Annotated in this window: 20 protein-coding genes, 1 tRNA gene and 1 pseudogene; 7 read left to right on the forward strand and 15 right to left on the reverse strand. The window is 67.4% G+C overall.

Annotated features, from left to right (window positions below):
- The first annotated feature begins 231 nt into the window (after positions 1–231).
- On the forward strand, positions 232–2973 hold the full coding sequence (gene secA, locus AC5JDC_RS18080; protein WP_495843345.1) for a preprotein translocase subunit SecA: 2742 nt from the start codon (positions 232–234) through the stop codon (positions 2971–2973).
- A 91-nt stretch (positions 2974–3064) separates the two neighbouring features.
- Here the strand turns inward: secA and AC5JDC_RS18085 are convergent, their stop codons facing one another.
- Positions 3065–3292, reverse strand: a complete 228-nt coding sequence (locus AC5JDC_RS18085) for a hypothetical protein (protein WP_495843319.1) — start codon at positions 3290–3292, stop codon at positions 3065–3067.
- A gap of 94 nt (positions 3293–3386) precedes the next feature.
- On the opposite strand from AC5JDC_RS18085, the gene AC5JDC_RS18090 reads away from it, so the two are divergent.
- Both AC5JDC_RS18090 and AC5JDC_RS18095 read left to right on the forward strand, forming a co-directional pair.
- Entirely contained in the window at positions 3387–4796 is a 1410-nt protein-coding gene (locus AC5JDC_RS18090; protein WP_495843321.1) for an oligosaccharide flippase family protein, read from the forward strand.
- Complete coding sequence (locus tag AC5JDC_RS18095) at positions 4796–6079, forward strand: GNAT family N-acetyltransferase (RefSeq protein ID WP_106775566.1); 1284 nt, start codon at positions 4796–4798, stop codon at positions 6077–6079. The genes AC5JDC_RS18090 and AC5JDC_RS18095 overlap by 1 nt, the downstream gene beginning before the upstream one ends.
- Before the next feature lie 39 nt (positions 6080–6118).
- Here the strand turns inward: AC5JDC_RS18095 and AC5JDC_RS18100 are convergent, their stop codons facing one another.
- The 7 genes from AC5JDC_RS18100 to ftsE all read right to left on the reverse strand — a co-directional run bounded on the left by AC5JDC_RS18100 (position 6119) and on the right by ftsE (position 11690).
- A complete protein-coding gene (locus AC5JDC_RS18100) occupies positions 6119–6358 on the reverse strand; it encodes a type II toxin-antitoxin system HicB family antitoxin (RefSeq protein ID WP_495843323.1) in 240 nt (79 codons plus the stop codon).
- A 158-nt stretch (positions 6359–6516) separates the two neighbouring features.
- Positions 6517–8151: an AMP-binding protein gene (locus tag AC5JDC_RS18105; protein ID WP_495843325.1), complete on the reverse strand. Its 1635-nt coding sequence runs from the start codon at positions 8149–8151 to the stop codon at positions 6517–6519.
- Positions 8152–8181: 30 nt separating this feature from the next.
- Positions 8182–8268 (reverse strand) — tRNA-Leu (locus AC5JDC_RS18110).
- 116 nt (positions 8269–8384) lie between these two features.
- The gene (locus AC5JDC_RS18115) at positions 8385–9170 is read right to left on the reverse strand and encodes a lysophospholipid acyltransferase family protein (protein ID WP_495843326.1); all 786 of its coding nucleotides are present in this window, start codon (positions 9168–9170) and stop codon (positions 8385–8387) included.
- Positions 9171–9279: 109 nt separating this feature from the next.
- Entirely contained in the window at positions 9280–9987 is a 708-nt protein-coding gene (locus tag AC5JDC_RS18120; protein WP_106775569.1) for a YdcF family protein, read from the reverse strand.
- 64 nt (positions 9988–10051) lie between these two features.
- A complete protein-coding gene (locus AC5JDC_RS18125; RefSeq protein ID WP_495843328.1) occupies positions 10052–11038 on the reverse strand; it encodes a cell division protein FtsX in 987 nt (328 codons plus the stop codon).
- Positions 11031–11690, reverse strand: coding sequence for a cell division ATP-binding protein FtsE (gene ftsE, locus AC5JDC_RS18130; protein ID WP_106775570.1), 660 nt, complete (start codon positions 11688–11690; stop codon positions 11031–11033). The genes AC5JDC_RS18125 and ftsE overlap by 8 nt, the downstream gene beginning before the upstream one ends.
- Positions 11691–11838: 148 nt before the next feature.
- On the opposite strand from ftsE, the gene AC5JDC_RS18135 reads away from it, so the two are divergent.
- Both AC5JDC_RS18135 and hpt read left to right on the forward strand, forming a co-directional pair.
- Complete coding sequence (locus tag AC5JDC_RS18135) at positions 11839–12444, forward strand: hypothetical protein (protein ID WP_495843330.1); 606 nt, start codon at positions 11839–11841, stop codon at positions 12442–12444.
- A gap of 10 nt (positions 12445–12454) precedes the next feature.
- The gene (hpt, locus tag AC5JDC_RS18140) at positions 12455–12997 is read left to right on the forward strand and encodes a hypoxanthine phosphoribosyltransferase (protein ID WP_106775572.1); all 543 of its coding nucleotides are present in this window, start codon (positions 12455–12457) and stop codon (positions 12995–12997) included.
- Between the two features lie 10 nt (positions 12998–13007).
- Here hpt and AC5JDC_RS18145 read toward each other — a convergent pair whose 3' ends face one another.
- Positions 13008–13922, reverse strand: coding sequence for a lipid kinase (locus AC5JDC_RS18145; RefSeq protein WP_106775573.1), 915 nt, complete (start codon positions 13920–13922; stop codon positions 13008–13010).
- A 247-nt stretch (positions 13923–14169) separates the two neighbouring features.
- Here AC5JDC_RS18145 and AC5JDC_RS18150 point away from each other — a divergent pair, with 247 nt between their 5' ends.
- On the forward strand, positions 14170–15030 hold the full coding sequence (locus AC5JDC_RS18150; protein WP_245428652.1) for a LysR family transcriptional regulator: 861 nt from the start codon (positions 14170–14172) through the stop codon (positions 15028–15030).
- Positions 15031–15081: 51 nt separating this feature from the next.
- Here the strand turns inward: AC5JDC_RS18150 and AC5JDC_RS18155 are convergent, their stop codons facing one another.
- The 4 genes from AC5JDC_RS18155 to argH form a co-directional block, all read right to left on the reverse strand.
- Positions 15082–17667 (reverse strand): TIGR02302 family protein, encoded by a 2586-nt coding sequence (locus AC5JDC_RS18155; RefSeq protein ID WP_495843333.1) that lies wholly within the window; start codon positions 17665–17667, stop codon positions 15082–15084.
- Positions 17668–17871: 204 nt separating this feature from the next.
- Positions 17872–19137 carry a diaminopimelate decarboxylase gene (lysA, locus tag AC5JDC_RS18160; protein WP_495843335.1) on the reverse strand — a complete coding sequence of 422 codons (1266 nt, stop codon included), beginning with the start codon at positions 19135–19137 and terminating at the stop codon, positions 17872–17874.
- Between the two features lie 245 nt (positions 19138–19382).
- A complete protein-coding gene (locus tag AC5JDC_RS18165) occupies positions 19383–19592 on the reverse strand; it encodes a hypothetical protein (RefSeq protein ID WP_495843337.1) in 210 nt (69 codons plus the stop codon).
- 75 nt (positions 19593–19667) lie between these two features.
- Positions 19668–21068, reverse strand: coding sequence for an argininosuccinate lyase (gene argH / locus AC5JDC_RS18170; RefSeq protein ID WP_495843340.1), 1401 nt, complete (start codon positions 21066–21068; stop codon positions 19668–19670).
- Positions 21069–21100: 32 nt separating this feature from the next.
- Here argH and tlpA point away from each other — a divergent pair, with 32 nt between their 5' ends.
- The gene (gene tlpA / locus AC5JDC_RS18175; protein ID WP_495843341.1) at positions 21101–21832 is read left to right on the forward strand and encodes a thiol:disulfide interchange protein TlpA; all 732 of its coding nucleotides are present in this window, start codon (positions 21101–21103) and stop codon (positions 21830–21832) included.
- 129 nt (positions 21833–21961) lie between these two features.
- On the opposite strand, the gene AC5JDC_RS18180 is transcribed toward tlpA, so the two are convergent.
- On the reverse strand, positions 21962–22840 hold the full coding sequence (locus AC5JDC_RS18180) for a 3-hydroxybutyryl-CoA dehydrogenase (RefSeq protein ID WP_106775580.1): 879 nt from the start codon (positions 22838–22840) through the stop codon (positions 21962–21964).
- A gap of 217 nt (positions 22841–23057) precedes the next feature.
- Positions 23058–23163, reverse strand: a pseudogene (locus AC5JDC_RS18185) (electron transfer flavoprotein subunit alpha/FixB family protein); the annotation flags it as partial.

The raw sequence follows: 23163 nt of genomic DNA on the forward strand, positions 1-23163 counted from the left end.
TCCGGTAGGAAGACTGTTTGGCGGCGAAGTCGGTTAAGGTGGGAATGTGGCCGGAATTGCCGCCACTTCAAGCGTTGCCGCCACGTTGACATCGAAAGTGCCCCCTCTTATCTGTCCTTCGTCCTGGCGTCCAGACCGATTTCCGGGCGCCTATCCCGTTGCCGACCGCTCAGGTTCGAGCCGCGGGGCCGCCGGCCAAGCCCGGCAAAATGAATATCGAAAGGGCCATTGATGGTCAGTCTCGGCGGTTTCGCCCGTAAGATTTTCGGCTCCTCCAACGATCGTCGCGTCAAGGCCACCAGGCCGCGGGTGGAGGCCATAAACGCCCTGGAGAACGAAATGCGGGCCCTGTCCGACGAGGCGCTGCGCGCCCGCACCGAACAGTTCCGCCAGGATATCGCCAACGGCGCCACGCTCGACGACCTCCTGATCCCGGCCTTCGCCACCTGCCGCGAGGCGGCCCGCCGCGTGCTCGGGCTGCGTCCGTTCGACGTGCAGCTCGTCGGCGGCATGGTGCTGCACAATGGCGGCATCGCCGAGATGCGCACCGGCGAGGGCAAGACGCTGGTGGCGACGCTGCCCGTCTATCTCAACGCGCTGGCCGGCAAGGGCGTCCATGTCGTCACCGTCAACGACTATCTGGCTCGCCGCGACTCCGAATGGATGGGTCGCGTCTACGGCTTTCTCGGCCTGACCACCGGCGTCATCGTGCACGGCCTTTCCGACCAGGAGCGCCACGCCGCCTACGCCTGCGACGTCACCTATGCCACCAACAACGAGCTCGGCTTCGATTATCTGCGCGACAACATGAAATATGAGCGCGAGCAGATGGTGCAGCGCGGGCACAACTTCGCCATCGTCGACGAGGTCGACTCGATCCTGATCGACGAGGCGCGCACGCCGCTGATCATCTCCGGTCCGCTCGAGGACCGCTCGGACATGTACAACACCATCGACGCCCTGATCGTCACGCTCTCGCCCGAGGACTATGAGATCGACGAGAAGCAGCGCACCGCGATCTTCACCGAAGCCGGCACCGAGAGGGTGGAAAACCTGCTCAAGGCCAACGACCTGCTCAAGGGCGAGTCGCTCTACGACGTCGAGAACGTCGCCATGGTCCATCACGTCAACAATGCGCTGAAGGCGCACCGGCTGTTCCAGCGCGACAAGGACTACATCGTCCGCAACGGCGAGATCGTCATCATCGACGAGTTCACCGGCCGCATGATGCCCGGCCGCCGCTATTCGGAAGGGCTGCACCAGGCGCTCGAAGCCAAGGAACACGTCCAGATCCAGCCGGAGAACCAGACGCTGGCCTCCGTCACCTTCCAGAACTATTTCCGCATGTACAAGAAGCTGGCCGGCATGACCGGCACGGCGGCGACGGAAGCCGAGGAGTTCGGCAACATCTACGGCCTCGAAGTCACCGAGGTGCCGACCAACAAGCCGGTGCTGCGCAAGGACGAGGACGACGAGGTCTACCGGACCGTCGAGGAGAAGTACAAGGCGATCATCCGCGACATCCGCGAGGCCGCCGAGAAAGGCCAGCCGATCCTGGTCGGCACCACCTCGATCGAAAAGTCCGAGCAGCTCGCCGAGCGGCTGCGCGTGGAAGGCGTCAAGGACTTCCAGGTGCTGAATGCCCGCTACCACGAGCAGGAGGCCGGCATCGTCGCCCAGGCCGGCCGCCCGGGCGCCATCACCATTGCAACAAACATGGCCGGGCGCGGCACCGACATCCAGCTCGGCGGCAATGCCGACATGCGCATCGCGCAGGAGCTCGCCGACGTCGAGCCGGGCCCGGAGCGCGACGCGCGCGAGGCGGCGATCCGCGCCGACATCGAACGGCTGAAGGATAAGGCGATCGCCGCCGGCGGTCTCTACGTGCTCGCCACCGAGCGCCATGAATCGCGCCGCATCGACAACCAGCTGCGCGGCCGCTCGGGTCGCCAGGGCGATCCCGGCCGCTCGAAATTCTACCTGTCGCTCCAGGACGACCTGATGCGCATCTTCGGCTCCGACCGGATGGACGGCATGCTGCAGAAGCTCGGCCTCAAGGAGGACGAGGCGATCATCCACCCCTGGATCAACAAGGCGCTGGAGAAGGCGCAGAAGAAGGTCGAGGCCCGCAACTTCGACATCCGCAAGAACCTGCTGAAATACGACGACGTGATGAACGACCAGCGCAAGGTCGTGTTCGAGCAGCGCCTTGCCCTGATGGACGGCGACAGCCTGGGCGAGACCGTCGCCGAGATGCGCCAGGACGTGATCGACGACCTCGTCGCGCGCTGCATTCCCGAGACCGCCTATGCCGAGCAGTGGGACGCCGCCGGCCTGAAGGACGGCTGCCGCGAATTCCTCAACCTCGACTTGCCGGTCGAGGAATGGGTCAAGGAAGAGGGCATCGACGAGGAACAGATCCGCGAGCGGGTCACCAAGGCCGCCAACGACGCCGCCGAGCAGCGCGCCGAGCGTTTCGGCCCGGAGGTCATGGCCTATGTCGAGCGCTCGGTGGTGCTGCAGACCCTTGATCGGCTATGGCGCGAGCACCTGGTCAATCTCGACCATCTGCGCTCGGTCGTCGGCTTCCGCGGCTACGCCCAGCGCGATCCGCTCAACGAGTACAAGTCCGAGAGCTTCGAGCTCTTCCAGGCCCTGCTCGGCAATCTGCGCCAGGCGGTGACCGCGCAGCTGATGCGCGTCGAGATCGTGCGAGAGGCCGCCGAGGCGCCGCCGCCGGAAGCGCCGCGGGTCTTCGGCCAGCACATCGACGCCACCACCGGCGAGGACGACTTCAACGAGGACAGTTTTGGCGATGCGGCGGTGCTGACCCGCGTGTCGGTCGACCGCACCGTGGCGCCCGAGGAGCGCGATCCCTCGCAGCCCTCGACCTGGGGCAAGGTCGGCCGCAACGAGCCCTGCCCGTGCGGCTCCGGCAAGAAGTTCAAGCACTGCCACGGGGCGTTTGCCTGACGGCTGCCTAGCCGGACGGGGCTGCCTGTCGGACGGGGCCTGCCGCGCAGCATTTGGCTGAGAGCGAAGCCTCGCACCGTCAGCGCGACGCTCAACCCTTCCGCTCGGCCAGCTCGATCAGGTTCCGCAACGCCGCCACGCCCAGCCGGTTCATGTGCCTTCGCCCGAGCGCGATGTCGATGCGCATGGCGATCTCGTGCGTGTCGGCGCCCTTGAGGTCGGAAAGCCGCTCGATGCCGATCTCCTCCAGATAGGCGATCATCCTCGGCCCGATCGAATGCGCCTTCAGCATCCTGTCGCGTTCGACACGCTCGATCATGGTTGCAGAGCCTTCCAGCAGGCCTCCACCCAACCGTTTCTTAACGTGTCGGGGCTAGACCGTCCTGATACCGGCGGAATTCGGAGAGTAACGCGTGCGCTTTTCCGCGGCAACGACGGCCGAAAGGCTTCTGCCCGAGCGCCTCGCTCTCAGGCTGCGGCCGCTCGTCGACCGGATCGACGCCGTGGTGCTGGCACCCGGCGAGCGCGGCGCCGCCGGCCGCATGTCGCTGATCGCCTTCGGCATCCGCGTCTTCAGCGCGACGATCGCCTTCCTCAGCCAGGTGCTGCTCGCCCGCTGGATGGGCAGCTTCGAATACGGCATCTTCGTGCTGGTCTGGACCACCATGGTGATCGCCGGCAACATCTCCTGCTTCGGCTTCCACACCTCGGTGATCCGCTTCATCCCGGAATACCGCGAGAAGGGCATGCTGGCCGAGCTGCGCGGCGTGCTGCTGACCAGCCGGCTGTTCGTGCTTTTCGCCTCCACCGCCATCGCGCTCGCCGCCATGCTGGTGCTCCGGCTGTCGGCCGGACGGATCGAATCCTATTACGTATTGCCCTTCATCCTCGGCCTGTTCTGCCTGCCGATGATCGCGCTGTCCGACCTGCTGCAGGGCATGGCGCGGGCGCATTCCTGGGTCATCTCGGCGCTGGCGCCGACCTACATCACGCGCCCTGTGCTGATCCTGGTGTTCATGGCCGGCGCGCTGCTTCTCGGCTATCCCGGCTCCGCCGAGGTGGCGATCTGGGCGGCGATCCTGGCGACCTACGCCACCACGGTCGTTCAGCTCATCGGCACCACCGCCAATGTCGACCGGCGGCTGCCTGCCGGCCCGCGCAGCATCCACCTGAAAAGCTGGATCGCGGTGTCGCTGCCGATCTTCCTGGTGGAGAGCTTCTTCTTCATCCTCACCAATGCCGACGTGCTGATGGTCGGCATGTTCATGCAGCCTGAAGACGTCGCGGTCTATTTCGCCACGGTCAAGACGCTGGCGCTCGTCCATTTCGTCTATTTCGCGGTGAAGGCGGGGGTCGCCCAGCGTTATGCCCAGTTCACCCATGGCGACAGCGATCGGCTGGCCGGCTTCGCCCGCGAGACGGTGGCGTGGACCTTCTGGCCGTCGCTGGTGATGGCCGGCGTCGTGCTGCTGCTCGGCGAGCCGATGCTGGCGCTGTTCGGGCCGGGCTTCGCCGCCGGCTATCCGCTGCTGTTCCCGCTGGTCATCGGCGTGGTGGCGCGCGCCGCGGTGGGCCCGTGCGAGAGCCTGCTCACCATGAGCGGCAACCAGAACGTCTGCGCCCTCGTCTACGCGCTGACGCTGGCGCTGAACGTCGCGCTGAGCGTCGTGCTGATCCCGCTGTTCGGCCTGTGGGGCGCGGCCTTCGCCACGGCCATATCGATGAGCTTCGAGGCGGCGGCGCTGTCCTTCACCGCATGGCGCAAGCTCGGGATCGCCATGGTGATCTTCGCGGTGCCGCTTTCCGCCGGAAGGAACCCGTGATGGTCGCCCAGCCACTGATCGAGGAGATAAGCGGCGGTCCGGCGGGGGCGATGATCTCCGGGCTCGCCGGCCTGGGCGGTACCGCCGCCGAGCGGCCGTCGCATGAGGAGCGCATCGAAAATCCGCAGCGGCTGCGCCGCCTCAGCATCTACCCGGCTTCCGCCGGCTTCGGCCTGGTCGAGGAACTCGACCATCTGTGCGTGCGCACGATCGAGCCGAACGTCTTCTTCAACCCGCGCTTCCTGGCGCCGGCCATGCCGCGCCTCGAGGACCGCGAGGTGCGGCTTGCCGTCATCCGCGACGGCGGCGAGGAGAGGTCGCGCCTGCGCCTGCTCGTGCCCTTTTCGATCGAGCGTCCGCCGGTGCCGCTCGGCGTGACGGTCATGCGCAGCTGGTCGAGCCCGTTCGGCCCGCTGGGCACGCCGCTGCTCGACCGCGACGACCCGGCCGGCGTGGTCGGCGACTTCTTCGACATGCTGTCGCGCCCGCATCTGAAGCTGCCCAAGGTCCTGGTCCTGCCGGAGATGCGGCTCGACGGCCCGGTCGCGTCGCTGCTGACGGCCGTCGCCGACGCTCGCGGCCTGCCGATCGAGACCACCGCCTATCTGAAGCGGCCCTTCCTGCAGAGCGACCTCGAAGGCGACGCCTACCTGAAGCAGGCGCTGCGCCCGCATCACTATCGCGAGTTCCGGCGGATGAAGCGCCGGCTGGCCGACAAGGGCCGGCTGGAACACGTCGTGGCCCGCGCCGAGGAGGATGTGCGCAACGGGCTGGAGGCCTTCCTCACCCTGGAGGCATCGGGCTGGAAGGGCCGGCAGCGCACCGCCATGGCGATCGACCGCTTCCGCGCCGCCTTCGCCCGCGAGGCGGTCCACCGCCTCGCCGAGCAGGACATGTGCCGCGTCCATCTGCTCACCCTCGACGGCGAGCCGATCGCGGCGCTGATCGTCTTCGTCGAGGCCGGCATGGCCTATACCTGGAAGACCGCCTATGACGAGGCCCATGCGGCGTTCTCGCCCGGCACGCTGCTGATGATCGAGGTGACCAAGCAGCATCTCGACGACCCCAACATCGAGGCCACCGATTCCTGCGCCGTGCCCGACCATCCGGTGATGAGCCGGCTGTGGAGCGAGCGCCGCAAGATGGGCACGGTCGTCATCGGCATGGTGCCCACCGCCGACCGGCTGGTGCGCCAGGCCGCCTCGCAGCTCCACCTGCATCGCGAGACGCGCAACATGGCGCGCATCCTGCGCAACCGTCTGAAGGGGCTGCTCAGGCGGTGACGAACAACCGGATCGGGTGTGTCACGCCTGCGATATGCACTACACCCGCAACAGGGGTCTATTCCGCCGCAGGAAGCGATTGTCTAAACCGCGCTTCCGGTAAAGCATGACCGTGCGCCCGCGCCGCATCGACCAGGCGGCCATTGCTATGTTCAACTCCGAGATCGCCTCTTCAGGCGTGGCACCATGCGCGGAACAGGACTTTAGATCCGGCGCATCGGCGATCCATGCGTGGTCGGGCTCGGACCAGAAAACAACGATGGCGTAGTTCTCGATCATTCGCGATCCAGCAAGTTGAATTCCACGATCATATCGCGGAGTTACCGAAGTTGGTGGCTTCGCTTCCTGTCCAGCACGCGCGAGCTAGTCGATATACTTCTTTGGTTTCGCCCAGTTCCCCAAGCCGCACGAAACGGTTTCGCCTTAATCCTCTTGTTTCAACCCTCAATCTCCCGCCGCGCCCGGTCGCGAAAAATCCGGCGGATGACCTTTCCCGTCGTGGTCAGCGGCATCGAATCGACGAACTCGACCTCGCGCGGATATTCGTGCGCCGACAGTCGCACCCGCACCCAGTCGCGGATTTCCGCGGCAAGCGCCTCGCTCGGCGAAAACCCGTCGCGCAGCACGACATAGGCCTTGACGATCTCGGTGCGCAGTGGGTCGGGCTTGCCGACGGCGGCCGCCAGCGCGATGGCCGGGTGGCCGGTCAGGCAGTCCTCGATCTCGCCGGGGCCGATGCGGAAGCCGGCCGAGGTGATGACGTCGTCGTCGCGGCCGAAGAACTGGACGTAGCCGTCGCCGTCGGCGGTGCCCTGGTCGCCGGTGGTCATCCAGTCGCCGATGAACTTTTCGCGGGTCGCCTTGTCGTTCTGCCAGTAGCCGATGAACATCACCGGATCGGGCCGCCGCACCGCGATCTGCCCGACCGTGCCGGGCGGCACGGGACGCCCCTCGGCGTCGATCACGGCGACCTCATGGCCGGGCACCGGCTTGCCGATGGCGCCGCCGCGGCTGACGCCGAGCGCCGCGCAGGACGACAGCACGATGTTGCATTCGGTCTGGCCGTAGAACTCGTTGACCGTCAGCCCGAATTCGTCGCGCGCCCATTCGTAGGTCTCGCGCCCCAGCGCCTCGCCGGCCGACCCGACGGTGCGCAGGTCGAGGCGGAAGCGCTTGCGGATGCCGGAGACCGACTTCAGCATTCTCAGCGCCGTGGGCGGGATGAAGGCGTTGCGCACGCCCATCTTCTCGACCAGGCCGAGCGCCGCCTCCGGGTCGAACTTCTCGAAGCGGCCCGACACCACCGGCACGCCGAAATAGAGGCCGGGCAACAGCACGTTAAGCAGGCCGCCCGCCCAGGCCCAGTCGGCCGGCGTCCACAGGCGGTCGCCCGGCTGCGGCAGGAATTCGTGATGGAACTGCACGCCCGGCAGATGCCCGAGCAGCACCCGGTGGCCGTGCAGCGCGCCCTTGGGCGGTCCGGTCGTTCCGGAGGTGAAGATCATCATCGCCGGGTCGTCCGGACCGGTGTCCACGGCATCGAACACGGCTGGATGGTCCGCGACCAGCCGGTGGAAGCCGAGCGCGCCGCCGCCCTCGCCGTCGATCGACACGACCAGTTCCAGGTCCGGCAGCCGGCCGCGGATGGCACCCAGCTTGGCATTGCCGGCGTGGTTGGTGACCACCGCCTTCACGCCTGCCGTCTGCAGCCGGTATTCGAGCGCCTCGACGCCGAACAGCAGCGCCAGCGGCACCGCGATCGCACCGAGCTTATAGATCGCGACATGCGCGATCGCCGTTTCGAACGATTGCGGCAGGAGCAGCGCGACGCGGTCGCCCCGTCCTACCCCCTGCCGCCGCATCGCTCCGGCCAGTGCGTTCGACCGGGCCGACAGATCGCCGTAGGTCAGCAGGCCCGGCTCGCCTTCCCCTCTGAATTCGAGCAGCGCGACGCGGTCCGGCTCCCGCGCCGCCCAGCGGTCGGAGACCGCCACGCCGATGTTGAAGCGTTCGGGGATCGACCAGCGAAAGCCGCGATAGAGGGCATCGTAGCTGTCGGCCGGCTGGAGCATGGCGGTCAGAGCTGCGCTCCGTCAGAAGGATGGTGCCCCTGGCCGGGATCGAACCAGCACGCCCGTGAAGGCAACAGATTTTGAGTCTGCCGCGTCTACCAATTCCGCCACAGGGGCCAAGCCCGAGGGCCTGAACGGCTGCGGACTATACGGTCGGAGGCAGGCTCGTCAACAGCAAGCTGCAACCGATCGCGGATCATGCCCGATGCCGCATAAACATGCCGGACGGGCAGCTACGCCGATACGCCGAGCTTGGCCAGCCGCTTCACCGCGGTCGGCGGCAGCGGCGGGTGGCCGGGCGTGCGTGCCGCGTCGATCAGCAGCGCGTCGCAGCCGGCTTCCGTCTCGGCGATCAGGCGCCGCATGAATTCCTCCTTGTCGAGCCCGGCCGGGATCGGCGGCAGGAAGCGCGCCTTGATGGTGCCGGGATAGCGCAGGAACTTTCGCCGCGGCCAGAACAGGCCGGCGACGTGGGCGACCGGCACGACCGGCATGCCGAGTTGTGCGTAGAGTTCGACGATGCCGTATTTGTAGAGCGGCTCGTCGCCGGGCGCACGCCTTGTGCCCTCCGGATAGATGATGAGCTGGCGGTCTTCCGCCATCTCCCGCCTGGTGTCGGCCACGACCTTCTTCAGCGCCCGCGAGCGGCTGCCGCGGTCGACCGGGATCAGCCGCATCTTGAGGATGTACCAGCCGAAGAACGGTATCCAGGTGAGCTCGCGCTTGAGGATGTAGAGCGGGTCGCGAAGGCAGGGAAAGAAGGCGATCGCGTCCCAGAACGACTGGTGCTTCGGCGCCAGGATGAAGGAGCCGTCCGGCAGGTTCTCGAGGCCGGTAATCTCATTCTTCGTCCCGGCCAGCCTGTGGTGCAGCCACAGGCTGGAACGCGCCCAGAATTTCGGCACGAACCACGCCTGCTTGCGCGGCATCAGGAAGAACAGCGGCGCCCACAGGATCATCTGGGCGATCAGGTTCACATAGAAGACGGCGTTGAACAGCAGCGATCGGATGACGAGCATGAAGGGCCGAGGGTCCTGCGGAGTTTCCGCGTTCCTACATCAGCGACCCGCCGTTGCACAACGGCGCCGCGGCCAGACGAGGCCGGGCGTGTGACGACGTGCGGCCGGTTCAGCGCGGCGCCGGCACCGGCGTCGGGATGGTGGCGGTGTGAATCTCGTCATGCGCCATCGCATTGGCCGGCAGGGCGGTTCGCGCAAGGGCCGCGACGTATTTCGTGTATTCCGTGAACATCACCCGCAGCGCCGCCGGCTTGGTCAGCCACTGGCCGCCGTTCAGGCGGCTCGTCACCACCGGATAGGGCTCCAGCTCGGCGCCGTCGACGAGCCGCTCCATCTCCAGCAGGCTGCGCGGCATGTGATAGTTGTTGGTGACGAGGATCACCCGGCCGTAGGCGTGGTTCTCCATCCATTTGGCGCTTTCCTCGGCGTTGCCGATCGTGTCGAGCGCGGCATGGTCGATGTCCACGCAGCAGGAGAACAGTCCGCGGTCGCCTCCGGTCGCCGCGCGCAGCGATTCGCGGCTCGCCGCCGGATGCACGCCGCTGATCAGCAGCCGCTTGCCCTTGCCCGATTGCAGCAGGCCGAGTGCCGTGTCGAGCCGCGCCTGGCCGCCGGTGAGCACGATGATCGCATCGGCCGGCGCCACGTCCTTCGGCGTCGACAGCATGCTAACATGCTGCGCGAACAGGCCGAAGCCGCAGAGGAAAAGCACGGCGACGCCCACCGTCGCCGACGCCGCCAGGCGCAACAGGGAGCCGGCTCCGCGCCCGCGGCCATGGCGCCTGCGGGAATCAGTGGAAATCGCTTCCAGCATCATCAATGGATAGCTCCGATTCGCGCGGAATGACAGCGTTGCGCGCATCGCGGGTGCGTTCCGCGCGTCATCCGTCCGGCTGCCGGATCTCGAGGTCGTTCAGATAGGCGACGACGGTGACGTGCGACGTGGCCGCCGTCAGCGCTCCGATCACCAGCACGATCAGCGCCACGCCGGCATAGCCGGCCGCACCTATGGCGAAATTGCCGAACAGCGCGGCCGCCTGGTCGCCTTCTGGCGTCGCCAGGTTGCGGCTGGACCAGAACGAGAAGCCGATGAACACCACGATGGCGGCAATGCCGCCCGCCGCCGCGCCCTTCATGCCGGTGAGCAGGAAATGGCGGCGGAACTCCGCCGCGATGAATTTCGCCTCGGCGCCGACGAAATGCAGCACCTCGATAATGTGCCCGTTGCCGGCCATCGCGCCGCGCGTGGCGAACACCACCGTCAGCACCGTCGCCGACAGCATCAGCACCAGCACGGCAGCCCCGAGCATCACCGTCGTGCGTGCCATCGCCACCAGCCGGTCGACCCAGGTGCGGTGATCGTCGAGCGAACTCGACGGTAACTTCGCGGCGAGTTCCGCCCGCAAGGCTGCGAAATCGGGCGGGTTCGTGCGGTCTACCGTCACCACCACGAGGCGCGGCACCGGCAGCTCGTCCAGATTCAGCCCGGAACCCAGCCACGGCTCCAGCAGCCGTGCGGTGGCGGCACGGTCGACGATGCGCGCGCCGGTCACGCCGCGCGCCTGGCCGGCCAGACGCGCCGCCTCCGCGAGCGCGCCCTCCATGTCCAGCCCGTCCGACGGCTTGATCTGGATCGTCGCCTCGCGGGCGATCTGGTTCTGCCACACCGCCGCGGTATCGCGCACCAGCGTGACCGCCCCCAGCGTCAGGCAGGACAGGAAGGTCATGATGGCGATCACCAGCACCAGCGCGCGGCCGGCGACGCCGGTGGCCGGCACGATCGGCGCCGGCGCGCGGCGTGTCCGCCCGCGTCCCGCCGTCGTGGCTTGAGGCGTCTCCGCCGTGACCTCCACCGGCATGTCAATCATAGATATCGAGCCTCCCGCCGGAGAGGATCATGCGGCGGGCGTCGACCTGGTCCATCAGGGCAAGGTCATGCGTGGCGATGACGACCGCGGTGCCGAGCCGGTTGAGCTCGATGAACAGCCTGAGCAAACGGCGCGCCAATGGCGGATCGACATTGCCGGTCGGCTCGTCGGCGAGCAGGATTTCCGGCTGCTCGATCAGCGCCCGGGCGATCGCCGCGCGCTGCTTCTCGCCGCCCGACAGCACCGGCGGCAGCACATGCATGCGCTCGCCCAGCCCGACCCATTTCAGCAGTTCCGACACGTCGGCGCGATAGCTCGCCTCCTCGCGTCCGCGCACGCGCAGCGGCAGCGCGACGTTCTCGTAGGTGGTCATGTGGTCGAGCAGGCGGAAATCCTGGAAGACGATGCCGATGCGCCGGCGCATCAGCGGCAGTTCCTGCCGGGTGATGCGTGAGCGATCCTTGCCGAAGACATTGATCAGCCCGCGCGTCGGCTTCAGCGACATGAACAGCAGCCGCAGCAAGGTGGTCTTGCCGGCACCCGACGGCCCGCTCAGGAACTGGAACGAGCTCGGCGGGATCTGGAAGGAGATGTCCCGCAGGATCTCCGGGCCCATCCCGTAGCGCAAGCCGACATTTTCGAAGCGGATCAAGGCTGAAACTCGTGCTTTCCCCGGCCCGCCCGCGGGCCTTTTCGTTCGAATCGACCATCCGCCTGCATGGTTAACCGGCGGTTAAGCCAGAAGCGGTGATATGGCTGCGACCAACTCCGTTCGCCCCGGCGGCAGAGAGGAGAAGCGCATGGCCGAGTGGCGCACCGCACGCCCGGTTTCCGGCGAAATCATGGCTGCGCGCCGGAACGGCGCGGGCCAATCCCTTCCGCTTGCCGGCTCCGACGTCGTGCAGGCCGAGTTCGAGACGGTCGCCATTGCCGCGACCTCATCGGCCGCGCTGCCGAGCGCCGCACGCGACGGCCTGGCGTTCCTGGCGGCGGGAACGCCGGCCGCGGCTCCGTTCACCAAGCCGGGCGGGACCGTCTTCTGGACGGCGGGGCTGATGGTCGTGGCGCTGGCCTTCTGGGTCTCCGGCGGCCATGCGCTGCTGCATCCGCGGGACGCGGGCGCGCAACCCGCCGCCCTGACCTTGTCCGGCGTCGTCTCGCGCGTCGACCTGTCGGGCCCAAGACCGCTGCTGCGCGTCGACGGCGAGGCCGGCAATGACGGCGCGGCGCGGGCGGAGCTGCCGCCCCTGGAAATCCGCGTGGCGGGGCTTGACGGGACGGTCACACGCTACAAGCTGGGGACAGTGTCGCGCAGCCTCGGCCCGGGCGAGCGTTTTGCCTTTTCGAGCCGGCTCGACGTGCCTAGAAACGGGGTGAAATCCGTGTCCGTGACTTTTGCCGAGTGAGGATCAGCCTATGCCGGTGGTTCGCAACAAGGAGATCGAGGTGCTGTTCAGCGCCTCGGCGATCGCCCGTCGCAACCTGGAGCTCGCCAAGGAGATCGCCGAGCACGACTATCACGACCTCCTGGTCATCTCGATCCTGAAGGGATCGTTCGTCTTCGCGGCCGACCTGATCCGCGCCATGCACGATGTCGGCCTGTCGCCCGAGGTCGAGTTCATCTTCATCTCCAGCTACGGCGCCGGCACCACCAGCGGCGAGGTCAAGGTGCTGCGCGACATCGACAACGAGGTGAAGGGCCGCGATGTGCTTTTGATCGACGACATCCTCGAATCGGGCAAGACGCTGCGCTTCACCCGCGAGCTGATGCTGTCGCGCGGCGCCAGGAGCTGCTCCATCGCCGTGCTGCTCGACAAGCGCATGCGCCGGCAGACCACGCTCAACGCCGACTATGTCGGCTTCGACTGCCCCGATTATTTCGTCGTCGGCTACGGCATGGACGTCGCGCACGCCTTCCGCGAACTGCCCTTCGTCGGCGTGGTCAAGGGCGACGCCTGAGGACTGTTTGCTAAGGCGCGGGCTTCGCCAGCGCCTCGGGCGGTGGCGCGAACACCCGGATCGCCTTCGTCAGAATGCGAAAATGCGCCGGCGTGTAGGCGGACAGCTCCCCGTCCGTATTGACCGGCCGCGGCCGGCTGGTGCGGATCGTCACCTCCGTGGTCTGGAAAGCGCGCACATCGTCCCACTTGCCCTGCGTGCCCTTGCGCAGGCTGGGCAGCAGCGCCAGCAGCCGCCACCAGTGGTCCACCTCGAGGCTGTAGAGGTCGAGCTTGCCGTCCTCGGCTGTGGCGGTCTCCTCCACCGTCATGCCACCGCCGTAATGACGGCCGTTGCCCACCGAGATCTGCATGGTGCGGATGCGCTCGGTGGTGCCGTCATGGTCGACATGGGCGGTGAACAATCGCGAGCGCAGCAGGATCCGCGCGGCGACGATCGCATAACCAACCACCCCCCAGCGCTTCTTGGCCTTTTCGGTGAGTTCGGCGGCGAGCTCGGCGCTGAAGCCGATGCTGGCCACGTTGAAGAACAGGTGGCCGTTGACCTCGCCGAGATCGAAATCGCGCAGCCGCCCGGTCGCTATGATCTCGGCAGCCTTGGCCAGGTCGGGCGGTATGGAAAGGGTGCGGGCGAAGTCGTTGGCCGTGCCGAGCGGCAGCACGCCGAGCGGCAGCCCGGTCTCGACAAGGGCCGGCGCGGCGGCGTTCAGCGTCCCGTCGCCGCCGCCGACGATCACCAGATCGACTCCGTCGGCGGCGCGTCGGATGACGTCGGCAATGGTTTCGCCCTCGCCGACCTTCACCTCGTCGACGTCCAGCCCCGATTCTTCCAGCAGCTTGACCGCTGCCGCGATCGTGCCGGTGCCGCGGCGGGCGCGCGGGTTGACGACGAGGAGGGCACGCTTTTTGGTTCTTCTGGCCTGCACGCTGAACTCCGGTCGGCGGTTGATCCGCCCGCCTGCACGTAAGAAGTCGATGTGGCGCAGTGAAGACGGCCGGCGCAACAAAAAAGAACCCGCGACCGTAACGATCGCGGGCCGAGTGAGGACCGTACGTCGGACAGGCCGACGGCTGTCCGGAGTTTGCGCAGTCACCTTATCAGTTCGAATTGACATGCAGGAAACGAATAGGAATGATGCCTGCCATCAGCAGCGCTTATGGTGAGGAAGGCCTGTGAATCTCGACAGCGATCTGTTGCGCAGCTTCGTCGCGGTCGCCGAGACCGGCAACGTCACCCGCGCCGCCGACAGGATGGGGCGCACCCAGTCCGCCGTCTCAATGCAGATCCGCAAGCTCGAGGGCATGGTCGGCGACGTGCTGTTCGAGCGCGGCTCCCGCGGCGTCAAGCTGACCCGCCGCGGCGAATCGCTCATCGGCAATGCCCGCCGCATCGTCTCGCTGCTGGACGAGACGGCGCTGTCGCTGCGCACGGCGCCGCTCGACGGCCCGGTCCGCATCGGCATACCCGAGGAATACGGCTTCACGGTTGTGGCGCATGCGCTGGGCGAGTTCGCCAAGCGGCATCCGCGCGTCGAGATCACCGTCCGCTTCGCCCATTCGGCCACCCAGAACGCGGCATTGGAGGCGGGCGAACTGGACCTTGCGGTGGTGTTCGAGTGGGACGATTTCTCCGACGGCGAGATCCTGATGGCTGATCCCACGGTGTGGGTCACCTCGACGCTGAATCCGCGCCACGAGGAGGTCCCGCTGCCGGTTGCCTTCTACCAGAACTCGGCCTGGTGCCAGACCTTCGTGGCGAAGTCGCTGGAGAGCCGCGGCATCGCCTATCGCATCGCCTATACGAGCGACACCAGCGGCGGGCTGAAGCTCGCCGCGACCGCCGGCCTGGCGGTGGCGCCGCTGTCGCGCAGCAACATTCCGGAGGGCTGCCGCGAACTCACGGCCGCCGAAGGGTTCCCGCCCATCGACGCCGCCCGCGTCGTGCTGCGCCGCAAGCCGAGTGCGACGGGTGCGACGATCGACGGCATGGCGGAGGCTATCCGCGAGGCGTTCCGCAGCGGGGTCGGAGTGTAAAGCCGGCGCGCCCTGGAGGAGCGCCAAACACCCTCGAAGCCTTCTCGAAGCCTACTGCAGCTTGAGCAGCCGCTCGAGATAGCTGCGCTCCAGCTCGGGGCTGAGTGCGTTGCCGAGCCGCTTGCGGATCGCATCGAGGATCTGGCGGGCCCGCTGCACGTCGATCTCGTCGGGAACCTTCACCGAATTGCCGAAATCCGGGCCGGTGGTGGCGCGCGGCCGGCCGAGCGGGTCGCGGTCGGCGTTCTGCTGGCGCCCGCCTTCCTGGCCGCCGCCCTGGTCGCCTTCCATGGCCTGCTGCATCTGCTGCATCATGTCCTGTGCGCCGCGGCGCAGCGCCTCCAGCGCCCGGCCCTGCTCGCCGACGGCGCGGCCGCCGTCGGACTGGCCCAGCGCGCCCTCGGCCTGCCCCATCGCCTCGCCGGCCTCGCCGAAGCCCTGGCCCGGCTGGATGCCCATGCCCTCAAGCCCCTTCATCAGCGATTCGAGATCGCCCTGCAGCTGCCCCTGGCCCTGCTGGAGCTGCCGCATGGCATCGGCGAATTCCTCGGGCGTCATGCCCTGGCCTTGCTGCTGGCCACGCTGGTCGCCCTGCTCTTCGCCGAACTGCTCGCCGCGCTCCTGCCCGCGCTGCTGCTGGCCGCGCTGCTGCTGGTCCATGCGGAAGGTCTCGTTCATCATCTCCTGCTGGCGCCGCATGATCTCGCCGAGTTTGTTCATCTGCTCGCGCATCTCGCTCTGCTGGCCGCTTTCACCCTGCTGCTGCTGGCGGCCCGCCTGCAAATTGTTCATCATGTCCTGCAGTTGCGAAAGCAGTTCCTCCGCCTGCTGGCGGTTGCCGGATTTCGCAAGATTCTCGATCTGATCCATCATGCGCTCGAGATCGCGCTGGCTGAGTTCCTGGCCGGGCTGCGGCTGCTGCATGGCCATGTTCGGATCGCGCGCGGCCCGCTCGGCGAACTCGCGCAGGAACTCGTTCATCGCCTGCCGCAGTTCCTTCATCAGCCGGTCGATCTCCTCGTCGCTGGCGCCGTCGCGCAGCGCCTGCTTCAGCGCCTCCTGGGCCTGGCGCAGTCGCTTCTCGGCATTGGACAGGTCGCCGTCCTCGATCTGCAGCGCCATGTTCCAGAAATAGTCGGCGACTTCGCGCAGCACCTCGTCGGTCTGCGCCAGCTTGAGGCTGGTGCGGCCGGCCATCAGACCGAGATAGTGCGACGGATTGTCAAAGGTGTCCTCGGGCCGCAGCGTGACCGCGTCGATCAGGTCGAGGACATGCTGCTTCTGGTTGGCGTCGAGCGAGAAGATCTTGCGCAGCTCGACGACGGCCCTGGCGAGCGGATTGGTGAAGGGCCGCTCCGGCAGGACGATGGTCTTGGTCTCCGTCTTCGCCTCCTGGCCGGCGTCGTCCACCGCCGACAGCGCCAGCTTGATGCGGCTGCCCGCCCAGACATGTTCGGTAAGGTCGCGCGTCGCCTTCTGGGCGACGTCCGGGCTGCCGCGCCGCGGTACCGTGAGCGGCATCTCCGGCGCATTATAGAGCGGACGGGCATCCGGGGCGGGTGCCTCCTCCAGCGCGAAGTCGGCCTTGGCGGAAGCCGCGCCGTAATCGTCCTCGACCTCGTAATGCAGCTCGAAGGCGCCGTTCACCGCACGTCTCGGCTCGCCCGAGAAACGGATGACCGGCGGCTTGTCGGGCGTCACCGCGAAAGCCCAGTTGTCGAGCTCGCGCCCGTCGGATTGCAGCGACAGCACGCCATCGGCGGTCAGCTTGCCGGTGAACTGGCGCGCCGCGGATGCTCCAGCGACGGACGGCACGGCCGCCGGTGCGGGTGCGGCCGCTTCGCCACCGGTCTCGGTGCCGGACGGCTTGATCTCTCGCTGCGTACCGGCGGCATCGGCGAAGAACAGCGCCTCCGCCCCCGATCCGCCGGTGACCCGCAGCGTCACGTCGCTGTTCTCGGGCACGGTGAAGACCGGGGTCTCGGCATTGTTGGCGGCGCTCAGGAAGATCGGCGCCCTGCCGGTATAGGCGGGAGGCGTCACCCAGGCATCGATGCGCGGCGGGATGGTTTCGGCGAAGGCGACAGCGCGGAAGGCGTCGTCCACAGAGCCGCCGCGCGGGCCGAAGGAGAACGCGAAGGCCGTCACCAGAAGCAGCGCCGCCGCGGCGCGGAAACCCCAGGGGTCGCGCTGCGGAACGCCGGTGCGCGGCAGGTCGCTGCCGACGCCGTCGAGCCTGACCGCCATGCGCCGCTGGTGCTCGCGCCACAGCGCATCGGCGAAACCGTCCTGGCGGCCGGTCGGCTTGTCGGTCTGCGCCCGCAAGGGCGTATGCACGAGCGCGTTGGCCGCCTCGATGCGCCGGTCGATCTCCGCGGCCGTCGGGGCGCGATAGCGGCGCAGCAGGATGAGCGAGCCGATAGCGGCCGCGGCGAACGCCGCCAGCACGCCGAAGCGCGCCCAGTCGGGCATCATCCGGAACAGGCCGAACCAGGACAGGCTGGCGAACAGGCTGAGCGTGACGAGCAGCGGCAGGACCAGCGGCCACAGCCGTTCGAGCACCATGGTGGCGCGCGTCGTCAGCCGCGTCTGCGTGAGGTGTCTGGAAATCCGCGGCTTCTCGGGCGCTTCGGTCATCGGCCTTTCCGGCTGCGGCCGGGGTCACCCGGCACCGACTCGCAAGGATACCAGCAAACACGGCAAAGGCGAGGCGGTTACACAATCGTGATGCCGGCACCGCCGGCGCTTACGTCTCGAACGCTTTCGGCCGGGATTTGTTTCCGGCGCGCCGTCAGGCATTCGCGGCGTCCGGAGAGCCGATCGGACGGTTCGACCTGCCGCTCACAGCCACCCGGGCAGCGAATCCAGCCCGATCAGTTCTTCGTAGCTCGACCGCGGCCGCACCACGTGGAACGCATCGCCCTTGACCAGCACCTCCGGCACCAGCAGCCGCGAATTGTAGGTGCCGGCCTGCACCGCGCCATAGGCGCCGGCGGTGCCGACGGCGATCAGGTCGCCGGCCTCCAGCCGCGGCAGGTCGCGTGACAGGCCGAGATAGTCGCCGGTCTCGCAGACCGGGCCGACGATGTCGACCACCATGCGCGGCGCCTCGACCGGCCGGCGCACCACCGGAAAGATCTCGTGGAAGGCGTCGTAGAGCGTCGGGCGGATAAGGTCGTTCATCGCCGCGTCGACGATCAGGAAGTTGCGGGCGTCGCCTTCCTTCACATAGATCACCTCGGAGACGAGGATGCCGGCATTGGCGACGATCAGCCGGCCGGGCTCGAACATAACCTTCACGCCGAGATGACCGGCATGGCGGCGGATGATGTCGGCATAGGCGTCGGGATGCGGCGGCGGGTCGTTGTCGGCGCGGTAGGGCACGCCGAGGCCGCCGCCGAAATCGACATGCTCGATCGCATGCCCGTCGGCGCGCAGCGTCGTCACCAGTTCGGACAGCAGCGCGAAGGCATCGTCGAAGGGCTGCAGGTCGGTGATCTGGCTGCCGATATGCATGTCGATGCCGGTCACCTTCAGCCCCGGCAGGCTGGCGGCGCGGGCATAGACGGCGCGGGCCCGCTGGCGGGGAATGCCGAACTTGTTCTCGGCATTGCCGGTCGAGATCTTCTTGTGCGTCTTCGCGTCGACGTCCGGGTTGATCCTGAGCGACACCGGCGCAACCTTGCCGGCGGCGACCGCCCGCTGCGACAGCAGTTCCAGCTCCGGTTCGGATTCGACGTTGAAGCAGAGGATGCCGGCGGCAAGGGCAAAATCCATCTCGCGCGCCGTCTTGCCGACACCGGAGAACAGGATCTTGCCGGCCGGGATGCCGGCGGCGAGCGCCCGCCGCATCTCGCCTTCCGAGACGACGTCGGCGCCGGCGCCGAGGCGCGCCAGCGTGGCGATGACGGCCTGGTTGGAGTTGGCCTTCATCGCGTAGCAGACCAGCGTGTCGAGGCCGGTGAAGGATTTGCTGAAGACGCTGAAATGCCGCTCCAGCGTCGCCGTGGAATAACAGTAGAACGGCGTGCCGACCGCGCGCGCGATCTCCGGCACCGGCACGTCCTCGGCATGCAGCACGCCGTCGCGGAATTCGAAGTGGTTCATTGGGCCGCAAGCGCCTGGATTACAGTCGAAACCGGGTACTCCTTCGCACCCCCCTCTGTCCTGCCGGACATCTCCCCCGCAAGGGGGGAGATTGGCAGCTTCGCCGTCTTAGCCCCTTCTGCAGTGTTGGCGATCCGCGGACCCCAAGCGGCCGGCCGATCTCCCCCCTTGCGGGGGAGATCTACGGCAGGACAGAAGGGGATGCGAAGGAGCGCCAAGATAACCGCCAAGCGAAACGACAAAAGCTACTGGATCAGCCGGTCCAGGATGAACGGCTTGTCGGCAACCGGCTTCTGCGGCTCGGGCGGCAGCGGCTCCCCTGCCCTCTCCGCATCCTTGCGCGCCTGCACCGCCGCATCGTAGGGCGTGTCGAGGTCGGACTTGCGGCCGCAGGCAGCCGCCGTGCCGAGAGCGGCAAGGAGCGCGATCGTCGTCACCAGCCGTGCCGCAGTCATGCTGTCATCCATCCGATTTCGCCAAGGCGACGCTTGTAGCGAAGTTTTTTCGTCATTGCATCCATGCAATTGTCCTCACCCCTTCGCCAGCCGCTTCTTCCAGTAGCGGACCTGCCGCCGCACTTCGGCCGGCGCGGTGCCGCCGAAGGATTTGCGGCTATTGACCGATTTCTGTACCGACAGCACCGAGAACACGTCGGCGGTGATGCCGGGATGGATCGCCTGCAGTTCCTCGAGCGGCAGCTTCGCCAGCGTGGTCTTGCGCGCCTCCGCCAGCGCCACGGCGCGGCCGGTGACGTGGTGCGCCTCGCGGAACGGCAGGTTAAGCCGGCGCACCAGCCAGTCGGCGAGGTCGGTGGCCGTCGAATGGCCGGAGCCCGCAGCCTTCTTCATGGCGTCCGCGTCGACCGCCATGTCGCCGACCATGCCGGTCATGGCGGCGAGCATCAGGTCGAGCGTCTCGGCAGCATCGAAGAGGGCCTCCTTGTCCTCCTGCATGTCCTTGGAATAGGTCAGCGGTAGGCCCTTCATGACGGTCAGCAGCCCGATCAGGTGGCCGTTGACCCGGCCGGTCTTGGCGCGCACCAGCTCGGCGGCGTCCGGGTTCTTCTTCTGCGGCATGATCGAGGAGCCGGTCGAGAAGGAATCGGACAGTTTTACGAAGCCGAACTGCGGCGTCGACCAGATGACGATTTCTTCCGCCAGCCGCGACAGGTGCGTCGCTGATATCGCGGCGATCGACAAAAACTCCAGGGCGAAGTCGCGGTCGGAGACGCTGTCCAGCGAATTGCGGGTCGGCTCGCGAAAACCGAGCGCCTTGGCGGTCCTGTGCCGGTCGATCGGAAAGCCGGTGCCGGCGAGCGCCGCCGCCCCCAGCGGCGATTCGTCCATGCGCTGGATGGCGTCGCGCACCCGCGACAGGTCGCGCGAAAACATCTCGACATAGGCCATGCAGTGGTGGCCGAAGGTCACCGGCTGCGCCGACTGCATATGGGTGAAGCCCGGCATGACGGTGGCCGCATGCTCTTCCGCCCGCGTCAGGAACACGGCGATCAGCCCCTTCAGCGCCTCGGCGACCCGGAAAAGCTCGTCCTTCACCCACAGGCGGAAGTCGACGGCGACCTGGTCGTTGCGCGAGCGCGCCGTGTGCAGGCGGCCCGCGGCGGGGCCGATCAGCTCGGCCAGCCGCGCCTCGACATTCATGTGGATGTCTTCGAGCGCGGTGGAGAACGCGAAGGCGCCGCTCTCGATCTCTTTCAGGATCGTGTTCAGGCCGTGAGCGATCTTGTCTTGATCGGCGGTGGAAATGATGCCCGTTGCCGCGAGCATCTCGGCATGCGCCAGCGAGCCGCGTATGTCCTGGGCGTAGAGTTTTCTGTCGAAGCCGATCGAGGCGTTGATCGCCTCCATCACCGCGGCCGGACCCGAGGCAAAACGTCCACCCCACATCGCGTTGCTGGCGTTGTCGTCGCTCATCGTGCTACCCGGGCTCCGGAGATTTTCGAAAGATGTCTGACGGCAAGCAAAGAAAAGTGATTCCCGCCTGGCGCGCCATCCTGACCGCCATGGTTGCCGGCGCGCTGGCCGGCGCGGTGGCGGTATATGTCAGCGGAGGCTTCTCTGGCAACACGCCGGCGGCGCCATCCGCGGACGTCACCGCAACGTCCGGCCAGGCCGCCGGAACGGCCGCGTCGGATCCGGCCAGCCCTCCCGATGCCTGCGCGGTCAAGGCCGAGCGGGCGAAGACCGTTGCCGCGGCCGCCACCGGCGACGTCGCCGCGCTGCTGCCGGCCGACCCGCCGCAGTCGCTGAAGAGCCTCGCCTTCAACGACCCCGATGGCAAGCCGATGACGCTGGCCGACCGTGCCGGCAAGATCGTGCTGATGAATCTGTGGGCCACCTGGTGCGCACCCTGCCGCGCCGAGATGCCGGCGCTCGACGCGTTGCAGAAAGGTACCGGCGACGACGGTTTCGAGGTCGTCGCCGTCAACGTCGACGCCGGCGACGACACGAAGCCGAAGAAGTTCCTGGAGGAGGAAAAGATCGGCGCTCTCGCCTACTACCGCGACAACACGCTCGACCTCTTCAACGACCTCAAGCGGCGCGGCCTGGCCCTCGGCCTGCCGGTCACCCTGCTCATCGACGAGGAAGGCTGCCTGCTCGCCCACATGAACGGCCCCGCCGAATGGGCGGGCGACGACGCCAGGCGGGTGATCGAGCTGGCGCGCAAGGGCGGGTGAGGCCAATCGCCGCCGCGCCGCAGGTGCCGGGGACAGTTTACTTTCTTTCGGCAGAAAAGCCGCAGCAGTTCAGAAGTCGCGCGGGCCGAAAAAAGTAAACTGTCCCCTGCGCAAACTGTCCCCGGCGCACTATCGCGTCGGCACCGGATGCTCGCCGCGGTAGTCGTAGAAGCCGCGGCCGCTCTTGCGGCCGAGCCAGCCGGCCTCGACATATTTCACCAGCAGCGGGCACGGCCGGTATTTCGTGTCCGACAGTCCGTCATGCAGCACCTGCATGATCGACAGGCAGGTGTCGAGGCCTATGAAGTCGGCGAGTTGCAGCGGCCCCATCGGGTGGTTGGCGCCGAGCCGCATGGCCGTATCGATCGCCTCCACCGTGCCGACGCCCTCGTAGAGCGTGTAGATGGCCTCGTTGATCATCGGCAGCAGGATGCGGTTGACGATGAAGGCCGGGAAATCCTCCGAGACGGTGGTCGTCTTGTCGAGGCGCCGGACGAATTCCTTGGCTGACTCGAACGTCAAATTGTCGGTGGCGATGCCGCGCACCAGCTCCACCAGCTTCATCAGCGGCACCGGATTCATGAAGTGGATGCCGATGAAGCGCTCGGCCCGGTCCGTCGCCGCGGCAAGGCGCGTGATGGAGATCGACGAGGTGTTGGTGGCGAGGATCGCCTCCGGATTGAGCTGCGGGCAGAGCTGCGCATAGATCTTGCGCTTGACGCTCTCGTCCTCGGTGGCCGCCTCGATCACCAGGTCGGCCGCTGCCAGGTCGCTGAGCGCCGGCGCCGCCGAGATGCGCGCGATCCCCTGCTGCCGCTCGGCTTCCGCCAGCTTGCCGCCCGCCACCTGGCGCGCCATGTTGCCGTTGATCGTGGCGATGCCCTTCTCGATGCGCTCAGGCGAGATGTCGTAGAGAAGCACGTCGTAGCCGGCGAGCGCCGAAACATGGGCGATGCCGCTGCCCATCTGGCCCGCGCCGACGATGCCGACCGTTTCGATGTTGCTCATTGCACTGATCCCGTCCTGGGTCTTTCGCCCTTGGTCATTTTGCAGTGCACACTAAAGGGCTTGCGCGGCTTTCGTCCAGAGCGCTGCGTAAATTTTGCGCAGCGGAAGCCTGCAAAACCGAACCGTGTGCCACGGAATACCGAACGGGAGCATGACGCAACGAGGCCGGAGCGGCTTTCGCCGCCCCGGCCTGCGATTGTCTACGGGCTCTGCTGGATCACAGCGCCTTTTCGAGTTCGGGCAGGATTGTGAAGAGGTCGCCGACGAGGCCGTAGTCGGCGACCTGGAAGATCGGCGCCTCCTCGTCCTTGTTGATGGCGACG

The sequence above is a fragment of the Kumtagia sp. genome, assembly GCF_059502445.1.

Bases quoted from the DNA above. Each gene is read 5' to 3' on its own strand.
- AC5JDC_RS18115 (WP_495843326.1), bottom strand. From the start codon at position 9,170: ATGCTCGTCATCCGATCGCTGCTGTTCAACGCCGTCTTCTATGTGAAC.
- AC5JDC_RS18165 (WP_495843337.1), bottom strand. From the start codon at position 19,592: ATGACTGCGGCACGGCTGGTGACGACGATCGCGCTCCTTGCCGCTCTC.
- AC5JDC_RS18155 (WP_495843333.1), bottom strand. From the start codon at position 17,667: ATGACCGAAGCGCCCGAGAAGCCGCGGATTTCCAGACACCTCACGCAG.
- AC5JDC_RS18180 (WP_106775580.1), bottom strand. From the start codon at position 22,840: ATGAGCAACATCGAAACGGTCGGCATCGTCGGCGCGGGCCAGATGGGC.
- secA (WP_495843345.1), top strand. From the start codon at position 232: ATGGTCAGTCTCGGCGGTTTCGCCCGTAAGATTTTCGGCTCCTCCAAC.
- AC5JDC_RS18085 (WP_495843319.1), bottom strand. From the start codon at position 3,292: ATGATCGAGCGTGTCGAACGCGACAGGATGCTGAAGGCGCATTCGATC.
- hpt (WP_106775572.1), top strand. From the start codon at position 12,455: ATGCCGGTGGTTCGCAACAAGGAGATCGAGGTGCTGTTCAGCGCCTCG.
- tlpA (WP_495843341.1), top strand. From the start codon at position 21,101: ATGTCTGACGGCAAGCAAAGAAAAGTGATTCCCGCCTGGCGCGCCATC.
- AC5JDC_RS18125 (WP_495843328.1), bottom strand. From the start codon at position 11,038: ATGATTGACATGCCGGTGGAGGTCACGGCGGAGACGCCTCAAGCCACG.
- AC5JDC_RS18100 (WP_495843323.1), bottom strand. From the start codon at position 6,358: ATGATCGAGAACTACGCCATCGTTGTTTTCTGGTCCGAGCCCGACCAC.
- AC5JDC_RS18095 (WP_106775566.1), top strand. From the start codon at position 4,796: ATGGTCGCCCAGCCACTGATCGAGGAGATAAGCGGCGGTCCGGCGGGG.
- AC5JDC_RS18135 (WP_495843330.1), top strand. From the start codon at position 11,839: ATGGCCGAGTGGCGCACCGCACGCCCGGTTTCCGGCGAAATCATGGCT.
- lysA (WP_495843335.1), bottom strand. From the start codon at position 19,137: ATGAACCACTTCGAATTCCGCGACGGCGTGCTGCATGCCGAGGACGTG.
- AC5JDC_RS18120 (WP_106775569.1), bottom strand. From the start codon at position 9,987: ATGATGCTGGAAGCGATTTCCACTGATTCCCGCAGGCGCCATGGCCGC.
- argH (WP_495843340.1), bottom strand. From the start codon at position 21,068: ATGAGCGACGACAACGCCAGCAACGCGATGTGGGGTGGACGTTTTGCC.
- AC5JDC_RS18105 (WP_495843325.1), bottom strand. From the start codon at position 8,151: ATGCTCCAGCCGGCCGACAGCTACGATGCCCTCTATCGCGGCTTTCGC.